Origin of the sequence: Bacillus sp. L75 (genome assembly GCF_003676355.1) — a bacterium.
GTDB classification, from domain to species: Bacteria; Bacillota; Bacilli; order Bacillales; family Bacillaceae; genus Bacillus; species Bacillus velezensis.
In genome coordinates, this window is sequence record NZ_ML064901.1 from 227,073 (window position 1) to 244,130 (window position 17,058).

The 17,058-nt window shown below is 45.3% G+C and carries 13 protein-coding genes; 11 read left to right on the forward strand and 2 right to left on the reverse strand.

Features of this window, described 5'->3' with window-relative positions; genetic code table 11:
- The first annotated feature begins 2 nt into the window (after nt 1–2).
- From D5S11_RS01225 to tagH, 3 genes are all read left to right on the forward strand, one after another.
- Nucleotides 3–2,177: a CDP-glycerol glycerophosphotransferase family protein gene (locus D5S11_RS01225; protein WP_043021850.1), complete on the forward strand. Its 2,175-nt coding sequence runs from the start codon at nt 3–5 to the stop codon at nt 2,175–2,177.
- A gap of 185 nt (nt 2,178–2,362) precedes the next feature.
- A complete protein-coding gene (locus D5S11_RS01230; RefSeq protein WP_003151365.1) occupies nt 2,363–3,190 on the forward strand; it encodes an ABC transporter permease in 828 nt (275 codons plus the stop codon).
- A 20-nt stretch (nt 3,191–3,210) separates the two neighbouring features.
- Nucleotides 3,211–4,755 (forward strand): teichoic acids export ABC transporter ATP-binding subunit TagH, encoded by a 1,545-nt coding sequence (tagH, locus tag D5S11_RS01235; RefSeq protein WP_108725272.1) that lies wholly within the window; start codon nt 3,211–3,213, stop codon nt 4,753–4,755.
- A gap of 39 nt (nt 4,756–4,794) precedes the next feature.
- Here tagH and galU read toward each other — a convergent pair whose 3' ends face one another.
- Nucleotides 4,795–5,679 (reverse strand): UTP--glucose-1-phosphate uridylyltransferase GalU, encoded by an 885-nt coding sequence (gene galU, locus D5S11_RS01240; protein ID WP_020956427.1) that lies wholly within the window; start codon nt 5,677–5,679, stop codon nt 4,795–4,797.
- 228 nt (nt 5,680–5,907) lie between these two features.
- Here galU and wecB point away from each other — a divergent pair, with 228 nt between their 5' ends.
- The gene (wecB, locus tag D5S11_RS01245; RefSeq protein WP_007407497.1) at nt 5,908–7,047 is read left to right on the forward strand and encodes a non-hydrolyzing UDP-N-acetylglucosamine 2-epimerase; all 1,140 of its coding nucleotides are present in this window, start codon (nt 5,908–5,910) and stop codon (nt 7,045–7,047) included.
- Nucleotides 7,048–7,078: 31 nt separating this feature from the next.
- Here the strand turns inward: wecB and tagU are convergent, their stop codons facing one another.
- Nucleotides 7,079–7,996, reverse strand: coding sequence for a polyisoprenyl-teichoic acid--peptidoglycan teichoic acid transferase TagU (tagU, locus tag D5S11_RS01250; protein ID WP_003151369.1), 918 nt, complete (start codon nt 7,994–7,996; stop codon nt 7,079–7,081).
- 180 nt (nt 7,997–8,176) lie between these two features.
- Between tagU and D5S11_RS01255 the strand changes: the two genes are divergently transcribed.
- The 7 genes from D5S11_RS01255 to tuaD all read left to right on the forward strand — a co-directional run bounded on the left by D5S11_RS01255 (nt 8,177) and on the right by tuaD (nt 17,058).
- The gene (locus D5S11_RS01255) at nt 8,177–8,494 is read left to right on the forward strand and encodes a hypothetical protein (RefSeq protein WP_007407496.1); all 318 of its coding nucleotides are present in this window, start codon (nt 8,177–8,179) and stop codon (nt 8,492–8,494) included.
- A 32-nt stretch (nt 8,495–8,526) separates the two neighbouring features.
- Nucleotides 8,527–10,647 (forward strand): SpoIID/LytB domain-containing protein, encoded by a 2,121-nt coding sequence (locus tag D5S11_RS01260; RefSeq protein WP_047936256.1) that lies wholly within the window; start codon nt 8,527–8,529, stop codon nt 10,645–10,647.
- 21 nt (nt 10,648–10,668) lie between these two features.
- A complete protein-coding gene (locus D5S11_RS01265; protein WP_012118582.1) occupies nt 10,669–12,159 on the forward strand; it encodes an N-acetylmuramoyl-L-alanine amidase in 1,491 nt (496 codons plus the stop codon).
- Nucleotides 12,160–12,375: 216 nt separating this feature from the next.
- Entirely contained in the window at nt 12,376–13,035 is a 660-nt protein-coding gene (locus D5S11_RS01270; RefSeq protein ID WP_003151373.1) for an exopolysaccharide biosynthesis polyprenyl glycosylphosphotransferase, read from the forward strand.
- Nucleotides 13,036–13,071: 36 nt separating this feature from the next.
- Entirely contained in the window at nt 13,072–14,520 is a 1,449-nt protein-coding gene (gene tuaB, locus D5S11_RS01275) for a teichuronic acid biosynthesis protein TuaB (RefSeq protein ID WP_032867093.1), read from the forward strand.
- Nucleotides 14,517–15,713 (forward strand): teichuronic acid biosynthesis protein TuaC, encoded by a 1,197-nt coding sequence (tuaC, locus tag D5S11_RS01280; protein WP_108725273.1) that lies wholly within the window; start codon nt 14,517–14,519, stop codon nt 15,711–15,713. Before tuaB ends, tuaC begins: the two co-directional genes overlap by 4 nt.
- A gap of 4 nt (nt 15,714–15,717) precedes the next feature.
- On the forward strand, nt 15,718–17,058 hold the full coding sequence (gene tuaD / locus D5S11_RS01285) for a UDP-glucose 6-dehydrogenase TuaD (RefSeq protein ID WP_108725274.1): 1,341 nt from the start codon (nt 15,718–15,720) through the stop codon (nt 17,056–17,058).

The following is a 17,058-nucleotide window of genomic DNA, read 5'->3' on the forward strand; positions in this document are numbered from 1 at the left end:
TTATGGGTATAGAAAATCCTGTCAGATACAAGTTAAAACATCTTAACATAAAGGAAGAGACATTCAGCATTACGATATCCTGTGAAAATGTCACTGCAGGGGAAGAGCCTTCTCTTCAGATTATAAATCGTAAGACAAAAGCGGAACTTTCCGTCCCTCTGAAACGGTTGGCCGGAGAAGGCGGGGAGTACCATGCTGTCATGAGCACGGATCTGCTTTCTGACCATACGGACGGCAAAGGATGTCTGGATTTCTATGTCTCCTTTATCAATGATGACAGTGATATCAGTAAAAAACGGTTAAAATCCAGCCTTGAACCTATTGAACTGTCTTCTTATAAAGATGAGGCTCATCATATGTTCTTTTTCCCTTACACGACGAAGAAAGGGAATTTCTCCTTAAAGCTGCTGCAGAAAAAGTTTGTCACGCGGATTGATGAAATGGAGCTCGAATCTGACGGCAGCTTACATCTGAAAGGTTTTGCATTCCGGCTGAATGCGGCAGAAACCTTAAAGATAAAAGAAAAAAACCTGATTCTGAAAATGAAAAAAGGAAAAGAAGAGGAGCCTCTCATTCTGAAGTATCCGCTTCACGATGTGCCGAGACACGACCTTGATGAATATGTTCAGGACACAACGATGCTTGACACGATAGGCTTTGATACAAAAATTGATTTGAATGCCGTTTATAAAGAATTGAATCAGCAGCTAATCTTTCAATTCCATATTCAATTCATTTTTGAAGATGCCGGGACGGGTGAAGAGATTATCACCAACAGCAAACCGTTAAAGGTTCTGAAATCTGAACAAGTAAACCCTAACCAATTCACGATCCTGAAAACGGAGAAAGGGCCTGCCAGATTTCACGTTTTCACGAAAAAGAAAACGAAAAATCTCCACCTGAGAATGAACGATTACAGCTTCAGCACCCGCGTGGAGTATTTTGTGAAAGGAAAGCTGAAACGGGGCGCTTCCTTTGTACGCAAGAGAAAGAATAAGCTGAAAAAGTTCATTGAGAAAAGAATACAAAACACTTATAAAGCGGGATTCAGGGTTGCGGGGAAACTGCCTGTCAAACAGAAATTTGTCATGTTTGAAAGTTTTGCCGGAAAACAGTACAGCTGCAACCCGCGGGCGATTTATGAATACATGAGCAAAGAGATGCCGGAATACCGTCTCTGCTGGAGTGTAAACCCCGCTTACTCACAGACATTTAAAGATAAAGGAATTCCTTATATCGAACGCTTTACGTTCAAATGGCTGTTCGCCATGGCAAGAGCCGAGTACTGGGTTGTCAACAGCCGTATGCCGCTGTGGATTCCGAAACCTGAGCATACGACATATGTCCAGACATGGCATGGCACGCCTTTAAAGCGCCTTGCCGTAGATATGGATGAAGTGCATATGCCGGGAACAAACACTGAAAAATACAAGCGCAACTTTACGACAGAGGCTTCAAAGTGGGATTACCTGATTTCACCGAACGCATATTCAACCGAAATATTCGCCCGGGCGTTTCAGTTTAATAAAACCATGATTGAATCGGGATATCCGCGGAATGACTTCCTTCAAACGGATAACAGCCCTTCTGTCATCAAAGCGCTGAAAGAAAAAATGAATCTTCCGCAAGATAAAAAAGTGATTATCTACGCACCGACATGGCGGGATGACCAATTTTATAAGAAGGGAAAATACAAGTTTGACCTTGATTTAGACCTTCATCAATTGAGAGAAGCGATCGGCGATCGTTATGTCATTATTTTACGAATGCATTATCTCGTGGCGGAAAACTTTGATCTCGGACCGTATGAAGGATTTGCGTATGATTTCTCCAGCTACGAAGATATCCGTGAGCTGTATATGGTCTCTGATTTACTCATAACGGACTATTCCTCTGTCTTTTTTGACTATGCAAATCTGAAAAGACCGATGCTGTTTTATGTGCCTGATATCGAAACGTACCGGGATAAACTCAGAGGGTTTTACTTTGACTTTGAAAAAGAAGCGCCCGGTCCGCTTGTCAAAGAAACAGGTGACGTTATCAAATGGGTCAATGAAACGGAATCAGATGATTATAAGCTTCCGGATTCATTCGGGCCTTTTTACGAGAAGTTCTGTTATTTAGAAACCGGGGAATCGTCTGAAAAAGCAGTAAAAGTGATTTTCGGGGACAAGTAAATAAGTGCAAAAAAGCATAATTTAACCACGTTAATTATGCTTTTTTGCTTAAGTGACGGCATGTTGCGCTCATGGGACTCAGGCTTGTTATGAAGTGAAAAATACATCGTAATCTGTTACAATTATGAGCGGTGCTTTTGTAAGTCAAAGCTATTACCTAAAACTTACGACTAAGGAAGATTAGAATGAATGCATTGGTAAAAATTCTGAAAGAGCAATTCAACTCATTTCCGCTGATTATGCGGCTTGCAGTGTACGAAACGAAATCAAAGTATCAAGTGAACTATTTGGGTATATTGTGGCAGTTTCTCAACCCTATGATTCAAATGCTGGCTTACTGGTTCGTATTTGGTCTCGGGATTCGCGGCGGACATGATATGGTGCTTGGAAATGGAGACAGCGTACCGTTCATCGTCTGGATGCTGGCCGGCTTAATTCCTTGGTTCTTTATCAGTCCGACGATACTGGATGCATCTAACAGCGTTTTTAAACGGATAAATTTAGTGTCGAAAATGAACTTTCCGATCAGTTCACTGCCTTCTGTAGTGATAGCATCGAATTTATTCAGTTACTTTGTGATGATGGCGATTTATATTATTGTGCTGCTGAGCAACGGACTGTTTCCGACGCTTCACTGGCTGCAATATATTTATTACTTGTTTTGCATGATCAGTTTTATGTTTGCTTTCGGCCTGTTTAATTCAACCATCAGCGTTTTAATCAGGGACTATCAGTTTTTGCTTCAAGCCGTCACAAGGCTGCTCTTTTTTCTTCTGCCGATTTTCTGGGACATTGCGGAGAAATTCGGAAACAGACCTGAAGTTTTGACCATCTTGAAGTTAAACCCTCTTTTCTATATTATCGAGGGCTTTAGAGACAGCTTTATGGAAGGGCAGTGGTTTTTCCACGATGTGAAATACACGCTGTATTTCTGGTTCGTCACACTGCTGTTATTAACAGTCGGTTCACTTCTTCATATGAAATTCAGAGATAAGTTTGTTGACTTTCTTTAATATAGTAAGGAGATTATACGATGAAACTAAAAGTTTCGTTCAGAAATGTTTCAAAACAGTATTTTCTATATAAAAAACAGTCTGACAAAATTAAAGGACTGTTTTTCCCAAACAGAAATCAAAAAGGTTTTTTCGCTGTCCGAAATGTTTCTTTTGACGTCTATGAAGGGGAAACGATCGGATTCGTAGGAATCAACGGTTCGGGAAAATCAACGATGTCCAATCTGCTTGCAAAGATCATTCCGCCGACAAGCGGTGAGATTGATATGAACGGGCAGCCGTCTTTAATCGCGATTTCTGCCGGATTAAACAATCAATTAAGCGGTAAAGACAACATTCGTTTAAAATGCTTGATGATGGGTCTCAACAATCGGCAGATAGACGAGCTTTATGAAAAAATCGTTGAATTCGCGGATATCGGCGACTTTATAGATCAGCCTGTTAAAAGCTATTCAAGCGGTATGAAATCCCGTCTCGGTTTTGCCATATCGGCGCATATGGACCCTGACATCCTTATTATTGATGAGGCGCTCTCAGTAGGGGACCAGACTTTCTATCAGAAATGTGTGGACCGCATTACGGAATTTAAAGAACGCGGCAAAACGATCTTTTTCGTCAGTCATTCCATCGGACAGATTGAGAAAATGTGTGATCGGGTGGCTTGGATGCATTACGGCGAAATGCGCATGTTCGACGAAACGAAAGCCGTTGTGAAAGAATATAAAGCTTTTGTGGATTGGTTCAACAAGCTTTCAAAGAAAGAAAAGAAGAAATATCAAAACGAGCAGATTGAAGGCAGAACGCGGGCAGCCGAGGAACAGAAAATCAGTCAGGCGCAGCAAAAGAAAGCGAAGCCTAAATTCATTGCCAATACGATACAGATTACGCTGCTTGCATTGCTGGCTGTCGGCGCGGGTGCTTCGATGTTTTCAGACAAGCCACTGCGTGCGATTACATCTTTCGGTCACGTCAAACAGAGCGATGCCGGCCTTTATGAGTCTGTGAATAAACCTGCTTTGGTAAAAGCTGAAAAGGCGGACCTTTATACTGAAAAAGATATAAAAGGAAAAGCCTCCGCAAGTGTAAATTTCGGCACGAAGGTGCAGGTAGAAGCCGAAAATAACCAGGCGGCCAAAGTGAAATTAAACGATAAAGAGTACTTTATGAAAAAGACTGATCTGTATAAAGTGAACGCTTTAAAAAAGACGGATGTTCAGCTTAATGATTTCAGCGGCAGTTTATCAAGCCAAACAGCAGAAGAGTTTCTCTCATATCTCAATAAAAGCCGGGACGATGTGCAGAGTAAACTGAAAAATCCAGCTGCCGGACAAACGGCTGACGGACGGAACGTATTAAAAACATCCGATGCAAAAACGGATGTAGTGATTGACAAGGATACAGTCTCCGAAGTGATTTTTCATTTATCGCGTCCCGCAGACATCTCAGCTTTAAGTGAAAAAGGCGGCAGCAAAATCAATCAGAATTTGCTCATGCTTAAAAACCAGGAATATACTTTTTCGGTGAACAATGCTGATAAAACACTGACCGTAACGTCTAAAAAGTAAAGATCACATAAAAAAAGCTGCCGGATTCGGCAGCTTTTTCTATTCGTCAGCTTCTTCTTTTTCAAGAAGATCCTTCATGAACGGAATTAATTTATGGCGGATATCCTGATCCTGTAAGGCAAATTCAAGCGTCGTCTCGATAAATCCGAGTTTTTCACCGACATCGTAACGTTTTCCTTCGAAATCATAAGCGAAGACACGCTGAATGTCATTGAGCTTTTGGATGGCGTCCGTTAATTGAATTTCTCCTCCTGCACCGACTTCCTGCTGTTCCAGGTACATGAAAATTTCAGGAGTGAAAACGTATCTTCCTAAAATAGCCAAGTTGGAAGGAGCTGTGCCCGGTTCAGGCTTCTCTACAAAATTTTTGACCTGGTAACGGCGGCCTTCATTTGTTAACGGATCGATAATTCCGTAGCGGTGTGTGTCGTTTTCAGGAACTTGCTGAACACCGATGATTGAAGACAATGTTTTTTCGTATTCATCCATCAGCTGACGAAGTCCCGGTTTTTCAGCCTGGACAATATCATCGCCGAGAAGAACGGCGAAAGGTTCATCGCCGATGAAGTTGCGTGCGCACCAAACGGCATGACCGAGTCCTTTTGGCTCTTTTTGGCGAATATAGTGGATATCCGCAATATTTGACGATTTTTTCACTTTTTGAAGCAGTTCGATTTTCCCTTTTTCTTCTAAATTGCGTTCCAGTTCAGGGGCATTGTCGAAATGGTCTTCTATTGCTCTTTTTCCTTTTCCGGTTACGATAATAATATCTTCGATGCCGGATTCGACAGCTTCTTCGATAATATACTGAATTGTCGGCTTATCAACGATTGGAAGCATTTCTTTAGGCATTGCTTTTGTGGCCGGCAAAAAACGAGTGCCTAAACCTGCTGCCGGAATAATGGCTTTGCGTACTTTCTTCACTGAATAACACCATCCTTGTTTCTGCAAAATCTTTTTTTCAGAACTATAACCTAGTCTTTTTCCACTTTACCACAATTGATTAAAATTCACACCTTTTAATCCGCTTTCAAAGAGTCTTGTAACGGTTTTTGCTTTGTTTGCCATTAAGCTTTACAATATCTAAGAAACGGCATAAATATGTTAACATGAAGGGATATCCGACATATAAAACGAGGTGCAGACAAACCGTTGAAAAAACTAAAAGTAATGACCGTATTCGGTACAAGACCTGAAGCAATTAAAATGGCTCCGCTCGTATTAGAGCTTGAAAAATATCAGGAAATTGATTCGCTGGTGACTGTAACCGCACAGCACAGACAGATGCTGGATCAAGTGCTTGAAGCATTCAGCATTACGCCTGATTTTGATTTGAATATTATGAAAGAGCGTCAAACGCTTTCAGAAATTACATCTCATGCTTTGCTGAAACTGGACAAGCTGTTCCAAGAAGTAAAACCAGATATCGTTTTGGTCCACGGAGATACGACGACAACGTTCGCCGGAAGCCTTGCCGCCTTTTATCATCAAATCGCCGTCGGCCATGTGGAAGCCGGTCTGCGTACGCATAATAAATACTCTCCTTTCCCTGAGGAAATCAATCGGCAGATGACGGGCGTGATGGCTGATGTGAATTTTGCGCCGACAAGCCAGGCCGAGCAGAATCTGCTTTCTGAAAATAAAAAGCCGGATTCTATATTTGTCACGGGAAATACAGCGATAGACGCGCTTCAAACGACAGTGCGGGAAGATTATTTTCATCCGATTTTTGACAAGCTGGAAGGAAGCAGGATGATTCTTTTAACAGCGCACAGACGTGAAAATTTAGGCAGGCCGATGGAACAGATGTTTAAGGCCGTCAGAAGAGTCGTTGAAGAGTTTGAGGACGTACAAGTCGTTTATCCCGTTCATTTGAATCCCGCAGTTCGTGAGGCCGCAGAAGCCCATTTCGCTGATTCGGACAGGGTGCACTTAATAGAACCTCTGGAGGTCGTGGATTTCCATAACTTCGCTGCGAAAGCAAGTTTCATTTTGACCGACTCAGGCGGGGTTCAGGAGGAAGCGCCTTCTCTCGGAAAGCCGGTCTTGGTGCTTAGGGACACAACCGAGCGCCCCGAAGGAGTGAAAGCCGGGACATTAAAGCTGGCGGGTACAGATGAAGAAACGGTGTATCAGCTGACAAAACAGCTCTTAACCGATCAGGCTGAATATGAACGGATGTCAAAGGCGTCAAACCCTTATGGTGACGGATCGGCTTCAAAACGGATTGTGGAAGAACTGCTTTATCGGTACGGCTATAGAAAAACCCGTCCGCAGCCTTTTACAGAATAAAAAAACTCTGCATCATATGCAGAGTTTTTTATTATTTCAGGCTTTCTTTTAATTCTTTTTTGACTGAAGCGAGGCTTGCTTCATCTAATTTGTAATAATAGATATTGTTGATTCTCGTTCCCGTTCCCTTCAGTTCATGCTGAGTGACTTTGCTGCGGGCGTTTTTATAGTCAGTCATAACCGTCCACATATCATCGAATGACATGTTTGTTTTCATATTGTTTTCAATGACCTTAAACATATCTCCGAATTTCGTGACAGACGAGATGTTTGCCCCTTTAGAAATAATCCCTTCAATCACTTGGCGCTGGCGCTGCTGCCTGCCGAAATCCCCCCGGGGATCTTCTTTTCTCATACGCGTGTAGGCAAGTGCTTCTTCGCCGTTCAGGCTGATGTTCCCCGTTCCGAAAGAGTGCCCGTCGTAGTTGAAGGCAAACGTGCTGTTCACCGTAATCCCGCCGAGTGTATCCACGGTATCTTTGAAGCTCTCCATGTTTACTTTCACAAAATAATCTACCGGCACGTCAAGCAGGTCCTCGACGGTATCCGCGGCCATCTGCGTTCCGCCGAAAGCATAGGAGTGGTTGATTTTATCCATCGTACCTTTGCCGGAGATTTTCGTATACGTATCACGCGGAATGCTGACCATTTCTGTTGTATTCGTTTTAGGATTGACGGTCATATAAATCATCGTATCCGCGCGCCCTTTGTCATTTTTCCGCTCATCGACGCCCATGATTAAAACAGAAATCGGATCCTTCTTTCCGAGATCTATATCCGTGTCACGTTTGTCCGATTTTTTCAAGTCTTCCTGAATGCTTGCCACCGTTGAAGCCGCTTTGTGCCACAAGTAGTAGACGTAGCCTCCTGATGATAAAACTAACAGCCCGATGATTGTTACGATTGTCAGAAGAACTTTTTTCTTCTTTCTTTTTCGTTCAGCTCTCATTTGTCATCACCTTTTCTATTAACTTTCCTGATACAATTTACTAATCTTTATAAACCCAGTCATATTTTTACTTATAACCATGTAATAGACGAAATTCTTAAAAAAAGGTTACAAAAAGACCTTAAAATTACCTTAAAAAAAAGTTAGTATAAGACGATACATAAAGATGAGGTGAAAAAAATGAAAAAAACTATTGCAGCTTCGTTCTTAATACTGCTTTTTTCTGTTGTATTGGCAGCGTGCGGAACGGCGGATCAATCAAAGAAGGGAAGCGGTTCTTCGGAGAACCAGGCTCAAAAAGAAACGGCATATTATGTCGGTATGGCGGATACGCACACAATTGAAGTAAAAGTGGATGATCAGCCCGTCAGCTTTGAATTTTCTGATGACTTCTCTGATGTTCTGAATAAATTCAGCGAAAATGACAAAGTCAGCATTACGTATTTCACAAATGATAAAGGCCAAAAAGAGATCAAGGAAATCGAGAAAGCAAAATAATACACCATGATCAGCAAAAGGCGGGATAAAAATTGAAGAAAACAATATGGGCTGTCTGTTTTTCTGTGATATTCAGCCTGGCTTTATTACCGGAAAGCACTTTTGCGTCCAGTTCTGATATCTCAGTAAAACTGACGAATTATATTGGTAATAAATCGACTCTGAATATCGAACCTTCAGGAACTTATAAACTGACGGGAAGCGATGTCTCCTCCGTTGCCAGATTGGGAGGCGCGTCCAAATATGATACGGCTAACGCTGCGACATCCAAGTATTGGAAAAACCCATCCAACGTAGTCGTCGTTAATACGGATGCTTATTTTGCGGACACGCTTTCCGTCATTCCTTTAGCGAATAAACTGAAAGCGCCTGTTCTGCTGACTGAAGCGAAAAAACTGAGCAGCAGCACAGAAGCGCAAATCAAGAAATTCAGTCCGGATAATATTTTAATCATCGGCGGGACGAACAGTATTTCGTCAGCCGCGGAAAAGACATTGAAGAAATACGGCCGTACGAAACGGATCAGCGGAAAAAACAGATATGATCTGTCCAAAAATATTGCGGCCGAAATGGGCAGCTATGACCAGGCGGTCGTAGTAACGGGGGATGTATATACGGATGCGCTGGCAATCGCGCCTTATGCTGCGCAAAACGGCTATCCGATTCTCCTGACGAAAAAAGACTCCCTTCCGAGCTACAATCTGCCTAAAAAAGTGATCATCATGGGAGGCACTTCAAGCGTCAGCAAAGATGTGGAGAATCAAATTAAAAAGAAGGCCTCGGTCACCAAAAGAATTACCGGATCAAACAGATATCAAATATCAGCAAACGCAGTCACTTCGCTCGGCATGGATGCAAGCAAAACGGTGGCTGCCAACGGGACTAAATTAGCGGACATCGTTGTCGGATCAAATATTGCCGCCGCAAATCACATGCCGCTTGTATACATCAAAAAAAGCGAAACACCCGCCGACGAGGCCAGCCTTTTTAAAACGAAAGGCACCTATTCTTATACATTAATAGGCAGCGCAAATTCAATTGCCGATTCAGTTAAGGCTGCTTACGCAAAAGAGTTTTATCTCGTAAACGGAAAGACATACCGTATTGAAACGTCCGGCGGCAAATTAGGCGTTGCAGGCATTAACAGCGGAAAAACGTCTTTCAAGGCGGTTCCTGAAAAATATTCAACAGCAAACACAATCAGCATTGACGGGAAGCCATATCTGGGGAATATGAGTTTCACTGCGGAATCCGGCAAATATGTAAGACCTGTTAATGAAAACATTCCTTTTGAGGATTATCTGAAAGGTGTCCTGCCGAATGAAATGCCGGGAAGCTGGCCGACAGAAGCGCTGAAAGCCCAGGCTGTTGCTGCCCGCACCTACTCTATCGGCAAGATGGGACAAACAGTCGCGGATACAACGGCCTTTCAGGTTTACGGGGGATACAGCTGGTATCCAAACGCCACCGCAGCCGTTAACGGAACAAAAGGGAAAGTGCTCACTTATTCCGGCAGATTGATAGATGCCACTTACTCATCAAGCAATGGCGGTTACATGGAATCCGGCGATGAAGTGTGGGGATCGAAAGTGCCGTATTTAGTAGCCAAAAAGGATACAAAAGATCCGGAAATCAGCTGGTCTTTAACATTGCAGAAGCAGCAGCTGCCAGCGGGTCTGGATATGAAAAACCCCGCATCCTGGTGGTCTAAAACAAACGAAGCAAATGCCGCGCAGCTCAACGGAATAAAAAATTGGCTGATGAAAAATAAAGAAACCAATGCAAGTTCCATAAAAATTGCAAGCATCTCTGATCTCTCGCTCACCGGAAAAACAAAAGGCCAGCGCGCGGAAGACGCCGCGGTGAAGGTCACGTACCATGTGAATGACAAGTCGAAGGGCTATGTCATGAACAAGACTGCATCTGTTGAGGTGAAAGCGTCTGAACTCAGGACGATGATCGGAGCTTCATCTTTTAAAAGCACATACGCCAGTGCGTCCGGTAATTCTTCGCAAATCACGATATCAGGAAAGGGGTACGGTCACGGCGTAGGAATGAGTCAATACGGAGCAAAAGAAAGAGCGGAGGCCGGAGAGCCGTATACTTCTATTCTTGCGTTCTATTATCCTAATACAGCACTTACAAACTACTAAACTTCTGTGGAGGAGATCGGATTGAAATTCATCATAAAATGTCTCCCCGTCTTTATTCTCGGGGTCATTCTATTTGTCCCTTCCGCTTTGGCTGACAACACGGTTAAAAGGATCGGCGGAAGCACCCGGTATGATACGGCTGTACTGGCGGCAAAACAATCATGGGGTGAAGCGAAAACGGTCATTATCACCGGCGGAACTTCATATGCCGATGCAATTGCCGCTGCGCCGCTTTCATATCAAAAAAATGCGCCGCTGCTGTTTACAAATAAAGATCAGCTGTCTGCCGGCACAAAAAAGGGATTAATTGATTTAAAAACGAAAAATGTGATTATCGTAGGCGGCACACCTGCCGTTTCGAAAAATACTGAAAATCAAATTGCTAAATTAGGCATCAGTGTCAAACGATTATCAGGGAGCACGAGATATGCCACAGCCGCAAAAGTGGCGGGTGAAATGACAAGATCTTCTACAGCCCTTGTGGTCAACGGGTTTGTTGATGCAGATGGAATGGCTGCGATTTCTTATGCGTCCGCTAAAAAATATCCGATTTTATTCACTAATGATTCGACATTAAATGGTTCTACGTCCAATGCGATCAAAAGCTTGGGGATTAAAAACACGATTGTCATCGGCGGGACAAGCAGCATCAGCAGCTCACTTTACAATAAACTGCCGAACCCTTCAAGAATCAGCGGCAAAAACCGCTATAACCTGTCTGTGAATCTTGCAAAAAAGACAGGCTTAAGCACAGGCTATACGTTTGTTACCAATGGCTTTAAAGAGGCGGATACCATCGTCGGAGGCGTGCTGAGCGCCAAACAGGGAAGAGTTCACCTGCTGACGAATGGAGACAGTCTGTCAAAAGACGTCCGGACGTATATCGGAAGTAAAAACATCACCAGCTTCACTGTCATAGGAAGTGCTTCATCTTTAAGCAACAATGCCGCGTCGCAGCTTAAAAATCCGGTTGTCGGCAAAACGGTCTTTATTGATCCGGGGCATGGCTATCAGGATTCAGGTGCAACCGGAAACGGCTTGCTTGAGAAAAATGTAAACCTTGATATCGCTACGCGTCTTAACAATCAATTATACGGCGCGGGCGCGCTTACTGTAATGTCGAGGAAGGGCGACACCTTTGACTCGCTTGAGGAGAGAGTGAACAAAGGGGCGAAGGCGAACGCCGATATTTTCATCAGCGTCCATGCGAACGCAAATGATAACAGCAGTGCAAACGGTACGGAGACGTATTATGATAAAACGTACCAATCCGCAAACAGTCTGAGGCTTGCCCAAAATATTCAGCCGAGAATGGTTTCTGCTCTCGGCACGCGTGACCGCAGTGTGAAAACTGCCGGATTTTACGTCATTAAGTATTCTAAAATGCCGAGTGTCTTGTTAGAAACCGGTTTTGTCACAAGCCCGATTGATGCCAATATTTTAAAACAATCAACGAAAAAGGACAGACTCGCGGCGGGGATCACCCAAGGCGTTTCCTCCTATTTCCGATAATTTTTTCATGGAAACAGACCGGTTCATACCGGTCTGTTTTTTTATTTTTCATTATGCTTTGTCTCAAATATGGATATGAATAGATTTACAATAAAAAAACAATAATCGAAACATTCTAATAAACATTAACGCTTCCTTTACTTCCAATTAACATCCATCTGCTAAACTCACGGCATAGGTCATCAAACATCCCAACAAATCGTGAGGTGTGTGTCAGTGGGAGCAGAGAAAAGCATGAATGTAAATAATAACTATGCAGTGCGGCAGGGGACTTCCGCTGCCGTTACGGAAAGAACGGCCCGTTATTTGGCTTTTAAGCGATTCATGGACATTGTGTTTGCGCTTGCGGGGCTCTTGGCGGCGCTCCCGGTGATGGGCCTGTTCTCCATACTGATTCGTTTGGAGTCGCCCGGCCCGGCTTTTTATAAGCAGGAGCGGGTAGGCAAAGACGGGAAGCCGTTTTATTTGTATAAGCTCCGCTCTATGAAAATAGATGCTGAAAAATCGGGGGCGGTCTGGGCGCTGAAAAAGGATCCCCGCGTGACAAAGGTCGGCGCTTTTATCAGAAGGACCCGTATTGATGAGCTGCCGCAGCTGGTAAATGTGCTTCGGGGAGAAATGAGCCTGATCGGCCCGCGTCCCGAGCGTCCCGTGTTTACGGAACAGTTTCAGGCTGAGATTCCGGGGTTTACGGAGCGGCTGGCCGTTAAGCCGGGATTAAGCGGCTGGGCGCAGGTCAACGGGGGATATGACATGACACCGAGGGAAAAACTGATGTTTGACTTATATTATATCCGCAACCTGACCTTTTCATTGGAACTGAAGATTATGCTCAAAACGTGCAAAGTGATCTGGACCGGTGACGGGGCGCGATAAAAATTCTGGTCAGCAGACAAAAAAGTAGGGAAAACGATGCCTAGTATTACAAATCAAATCTTGAGCGGCGCCAAATGGACAAGTATTTCGACAGCGTGTATTACGGTCATTCAAATCGTCCAATTCGCCCTGCTCGGGCGGGTCATGTCACTGGCTGAATTCGGCCTTGTCGGCATGATCACAACGGTAGTGGTGTTTGCCCAAATTGCGCTGGATATGGGTTTTGGCGCCGCGCTCATTCAAAAAGATCATGTGACTGATAAACAGATGTCTTCCTTGTACTGGCTGAATATCATAACGGGGCTTGCGCTGTTTGCGCTGCTGTTTTTCAGCAGTCCGCTCATCGCCGATTTTTATCGGCGGGAGGAGCTTGTCTATTTAATCCGCGTGCTGGCCGTTATGTTTTTAATCGCGCCGATCGGTCAGCAATACCAGTATATGCTGCAAAAAGCGCTGGCATTTAACACGTTAAGCAAGATTGAAATCTTTTCAAATGTGCTGTCCTTCGTGTATTTGGCGGCCGCGGTTTTTTATACGGACCCGATTCTCGCCTATGTGATTTCTCAGGTGCTGCTGCAATCGTCGAAAGGGATTCTGTACTGGATGGCCTGCAGAAAAACATGGAGACCGGCGTTGGTTTTTGATCTGAAAGGAATGAAAGGTTTCTTTTCTTTCGGGGCCTTTCAGCTGTCTTCCCGGCTTGTGAACCGGCTCGGAGCGAATATTGATATGATTCTGATCGGCAGTTTTATCGGCGCTGAGGCGCTCGGCATTTACAATCTGGCCTACCAGATTGTCACGCTTCCGGTATTAAAAATTAATCCGATCATTACGAGAGTTGCGTTTCCCGTCTTTGCGAAAAACAAGCATGAAAACAGCGTTATCAGAGAAGGATTTCTCAATATGACCAAAATACTCGCGCTGATATCCTTTCCACTTTTGCTCGGTTTGGTTTCAGTGTCGGATGCATTCGTGGCTTCGGTATTCGGAGAAAAATGGCTGGCGGCTGTCCCGGTTTTAAACGTTCTCGCCATCGTCGGGATATTAAGGGTTCTGATGAATCCGAACGGATCTGTGCTGCTCGCAAAAGGGCGGGCCGATCTGGCGTTTTATTGGGACGCCGGGGTGATGCTGCTGTATGGTGCATCTTTGTACGCCGCCGTGCTGTCCGGAAATCTCTTGACGGTAGCCTGGACGTACGCTTTCATCAGCATCCTGAATTTCCTGATCGGGCGCTGGCTGTTGGCATATGTCATTAAGCTGCGGCTGTCGGCTTACTTCAAAGCCGTGGCCAAACCGTTTGTGCTTACGGCGGCAATGGGTGTCATCGCCTTTACAGCCAGCTTCGGCACGGAGCGGATCAGCCTTGATGTCAAGCTGCGGCTGGCGATCTCCGTAGCCTGCGGCGCGTTGTGTTATTTATTCCTGTTAGGAAAAGCTTATCCGCATATGAAAAGTAAATTAAGAAAAGGACGTTTGCTATGAAGGTATTGTGGATGACAAGTGTCTATCCGAGCAGTGAGAAGCCGGGAGAAGGCGTTTTTCATGAGACGCAGGCCCAAGAACTGAGAAGGCTTGGCGCGGAGATGACCGTCATTTGTCCGCGGCCGAAACTCGCCGCGCCATTCCGGGTGCTGAAAAAGACGTATCGGCAAAAGGATATCAGGCCGGCGCATGAATGGCGGAAAGGCGTGTCCGTCCACCGGCCGTTTTATCAGGCGGTTCCCGGGCAGCTGAAATGGGCGCAGCCGCATAAAAGAATGGCGGAATCCATTCTTTCCGAAATTAAAAATCATGGCCTGAAGCCCGATCTGATTCACGCGCATTTCGCCATGCCGTCAGGCGGAGCGGCCGCCATTGTGTCAAAGGCTTTAGGCATTCCGTATGTGCTGACCTTGCATGGCAGTGATGTCAATGTCTATCCGCATTACAGCAAAAGCGCTCATCGCGCATTTACATTTGCGGTGCGGGAAGCAGCCGATATTTACGCTGTGAGCGGCAGTCTGCGGGAACAAATGAAAAAGCTTATCGAAGCGGAGTGCACCGTGCTTCCGATCGGCATCACGCTTGACGCCTTCCGAAAAAGGAACGAGACGAAAGAAGCCGTCAGAAAACGGCTCGGCCTTCCTCCGGATAAAAAACTGATCGTGTTCATCGGCAGGCTTGTCAAAGAGAAAGGTGTTTTCGACTTATCAAAAGCCGCTCAGTCATTGGATGAAAGATATGAAGCCGTCTTTGTCGGTGACGGTCCCGCCGCATCTTCATTGCGTGAAGCCGCTCATATCGTCACGGGGCAAGTGCCGAACGACAAGGTACAGGACTATCTGCTGGCTTCGGATGTAATGGCGCTGCCGTCCTACAGCGAAGGCATGCCGACTGTGGTCATTGAGGCGCTCGCTCTGAAGGTGCCGGTGATCTGCACCGATGTCGGAGGATTGGCTTCTTTATTCGGGAAACACCGGGGGTTGCTGATCAAGCCGGGTTCACCTGAGACGCTTGCAGAATCGATTCTGCAATATGACGAAGGAGAGGCTTGGACGCCGCAAACAGCCGAGGAACTTTATCAAACCGTCCGCACGTATTTTGACGCAAGCCAAAACGCGAAAACGCTGAAAGAGAAATACCGATCCGTAATGAACCGGGCCGGGCAAGAGGAGAACCTTTCGAAAGAGGGATGAAGCTGTGAAAAAAATCGCTGTATTAGGAACAGGGTATGTAGGTCTTGTATCTGGAACTTGTTTTGCGGAAATCGGCCATCATGTGACTTGCTGTGACATCAATGAAGCGAAAATCAGAAGCTTGCAAAACGGAGTCATCCCGATATATGAACCGGGGCTTGAGGAATTAGCCGAAAAAAATGTCAGTGCCGGGCGCTTATCCTTTACGGCCGGCACTGAGCCGGCAGTGAAAGCCGCTGATATCATCTATATCGCCGTCGGTACGCCGATGTCAAAGACGGGTGAAGCCGATTTGACCTACATTAAGGCAGCGGCGCAAACAATCGGAGAACAGCTGAACGGATACAAAATCATTGTCACCAAAAGCACTGTTCCGGTCGGGACAGGAAAGCTCGTTTACCAAATCGTCAGCGAAGCGTCAAAGGGAAAATATCCGTTTGATGTCGCGTCAAATCCTGAATTCCTCCGCGAAGGTTCGGCGGTGCGGGATACGATGCAGATGGAGCGGGCGGTCATCGGCGCCACAAGCGAACATGCCGCTTCGGTCATTGAAGAGCTTCATAAGCCGTTCCGTACGAAGATCGTAAAGACCAATCTTGAAAGCGCGGAAATGATTAAGTATGCCGCAAATGCTTTTTTAGCCGCCAAAATATCTTTTATTAACGATATCGCCAATATTTGCGAACGTGTCGGGGCGGACATTTCCCACGTGTCAGAAGGCGTCGGTCTTGACAGCCGGATCGGGAATAAATTTCTCCAGGCGGGCATCGGATTCGGCGGATCCTGCTTTCCGAAGGATACAACGGCTTTATTGCATATCGCAAACGCCGCCGGCTATCCGTTTCAAATGATGGAAGCCGTCATTGAAACCAATCAGAAGCAGCGGGTCCGTATTACGGAAAAATTGAACCGCGCCATCGGTCCCTTAAAAGGGAAAACCGCGGCCGTACTGGGGCTGGCCTTTAAACCGCACACAAATGACGTCCGCTCCGCCCCGGCTCTTGATATCATCACAAGTCTTAAAGAGCAGGGCGCTCACGTGAAAGCGTATGATCCGATCGCGATTCCCGAAGCGTCAGCGATATTAGGAGACGGCGGCATTGAATATCACACAGAGCTGTACAGTGCCATCAAAAACGCGGACGCATGCCTGATTACAACAGATTGGCCGGAAGTCAAGGAGATGGATCTTCAGAGAGTGAAGCAGCTGCTCAAACAGCCGGTCATCATTGACGGCAGAAATATGTTTCCGTTGGAATATATGAGGGTTTCAGGATTCACTTATCATTCCGTCGGACGTCCGGCGGTTCATGCCGATCGGCAAATAAAAGAACTGGCAAGATAG

Excerpts from the sequence above, each read along its gene's own strand:
- tagU (WP_003151369.1), bottom strand. The coding sequence starts at position 7,996 with ATGAGAGCTGAACGAAAAAGAAAGAAGAAAAAAGTTCTTCTGACAATC.
- tuaB (WP_032867093.1), top strand. The coding sequence starts at position 13,072 with ATGCCTAGTATTACAAATCAAATCTTGAGCGGCGCCAAATGGACAAGT.
- D5S11_RS01225 (WP_043021850.1), top strand. The coding sequence starts at position 3 with ATGGGTATAGAAAATCCTGTCAGATACAAGTTAAAACATCTTAACATA.
- D5S11_RS01255 (WP_007407496.1), top strand. The coding sequence starts at position 8,177 with ATGAAAAAAACTATTGCAGCTTCGTTCTTAATACTGCTTTTTTCTGTT.
- tuaC (WP_108725273.1), top strand. The coding sequence starts at position 14,517 with ATGAAGGTATTGTGGATGACAAGTGTCTATCCGAGCAGTGAGAAGCCG.
- tagH (WP_108725272.1), top strand. The coding sequence starts at position 3,211 with ATGAAACTAAAAGTTTCGTTCAGAAATGTTTCAAAACAGTATTTTCTA.
- D5S11_RS01230 (WP_003151365.1), top strand. The coding sequence starts at position 2,363 with ATGAATGCATTGGTAAAAATTCTGAAAGAGCAATTCAACTCATTTCCG.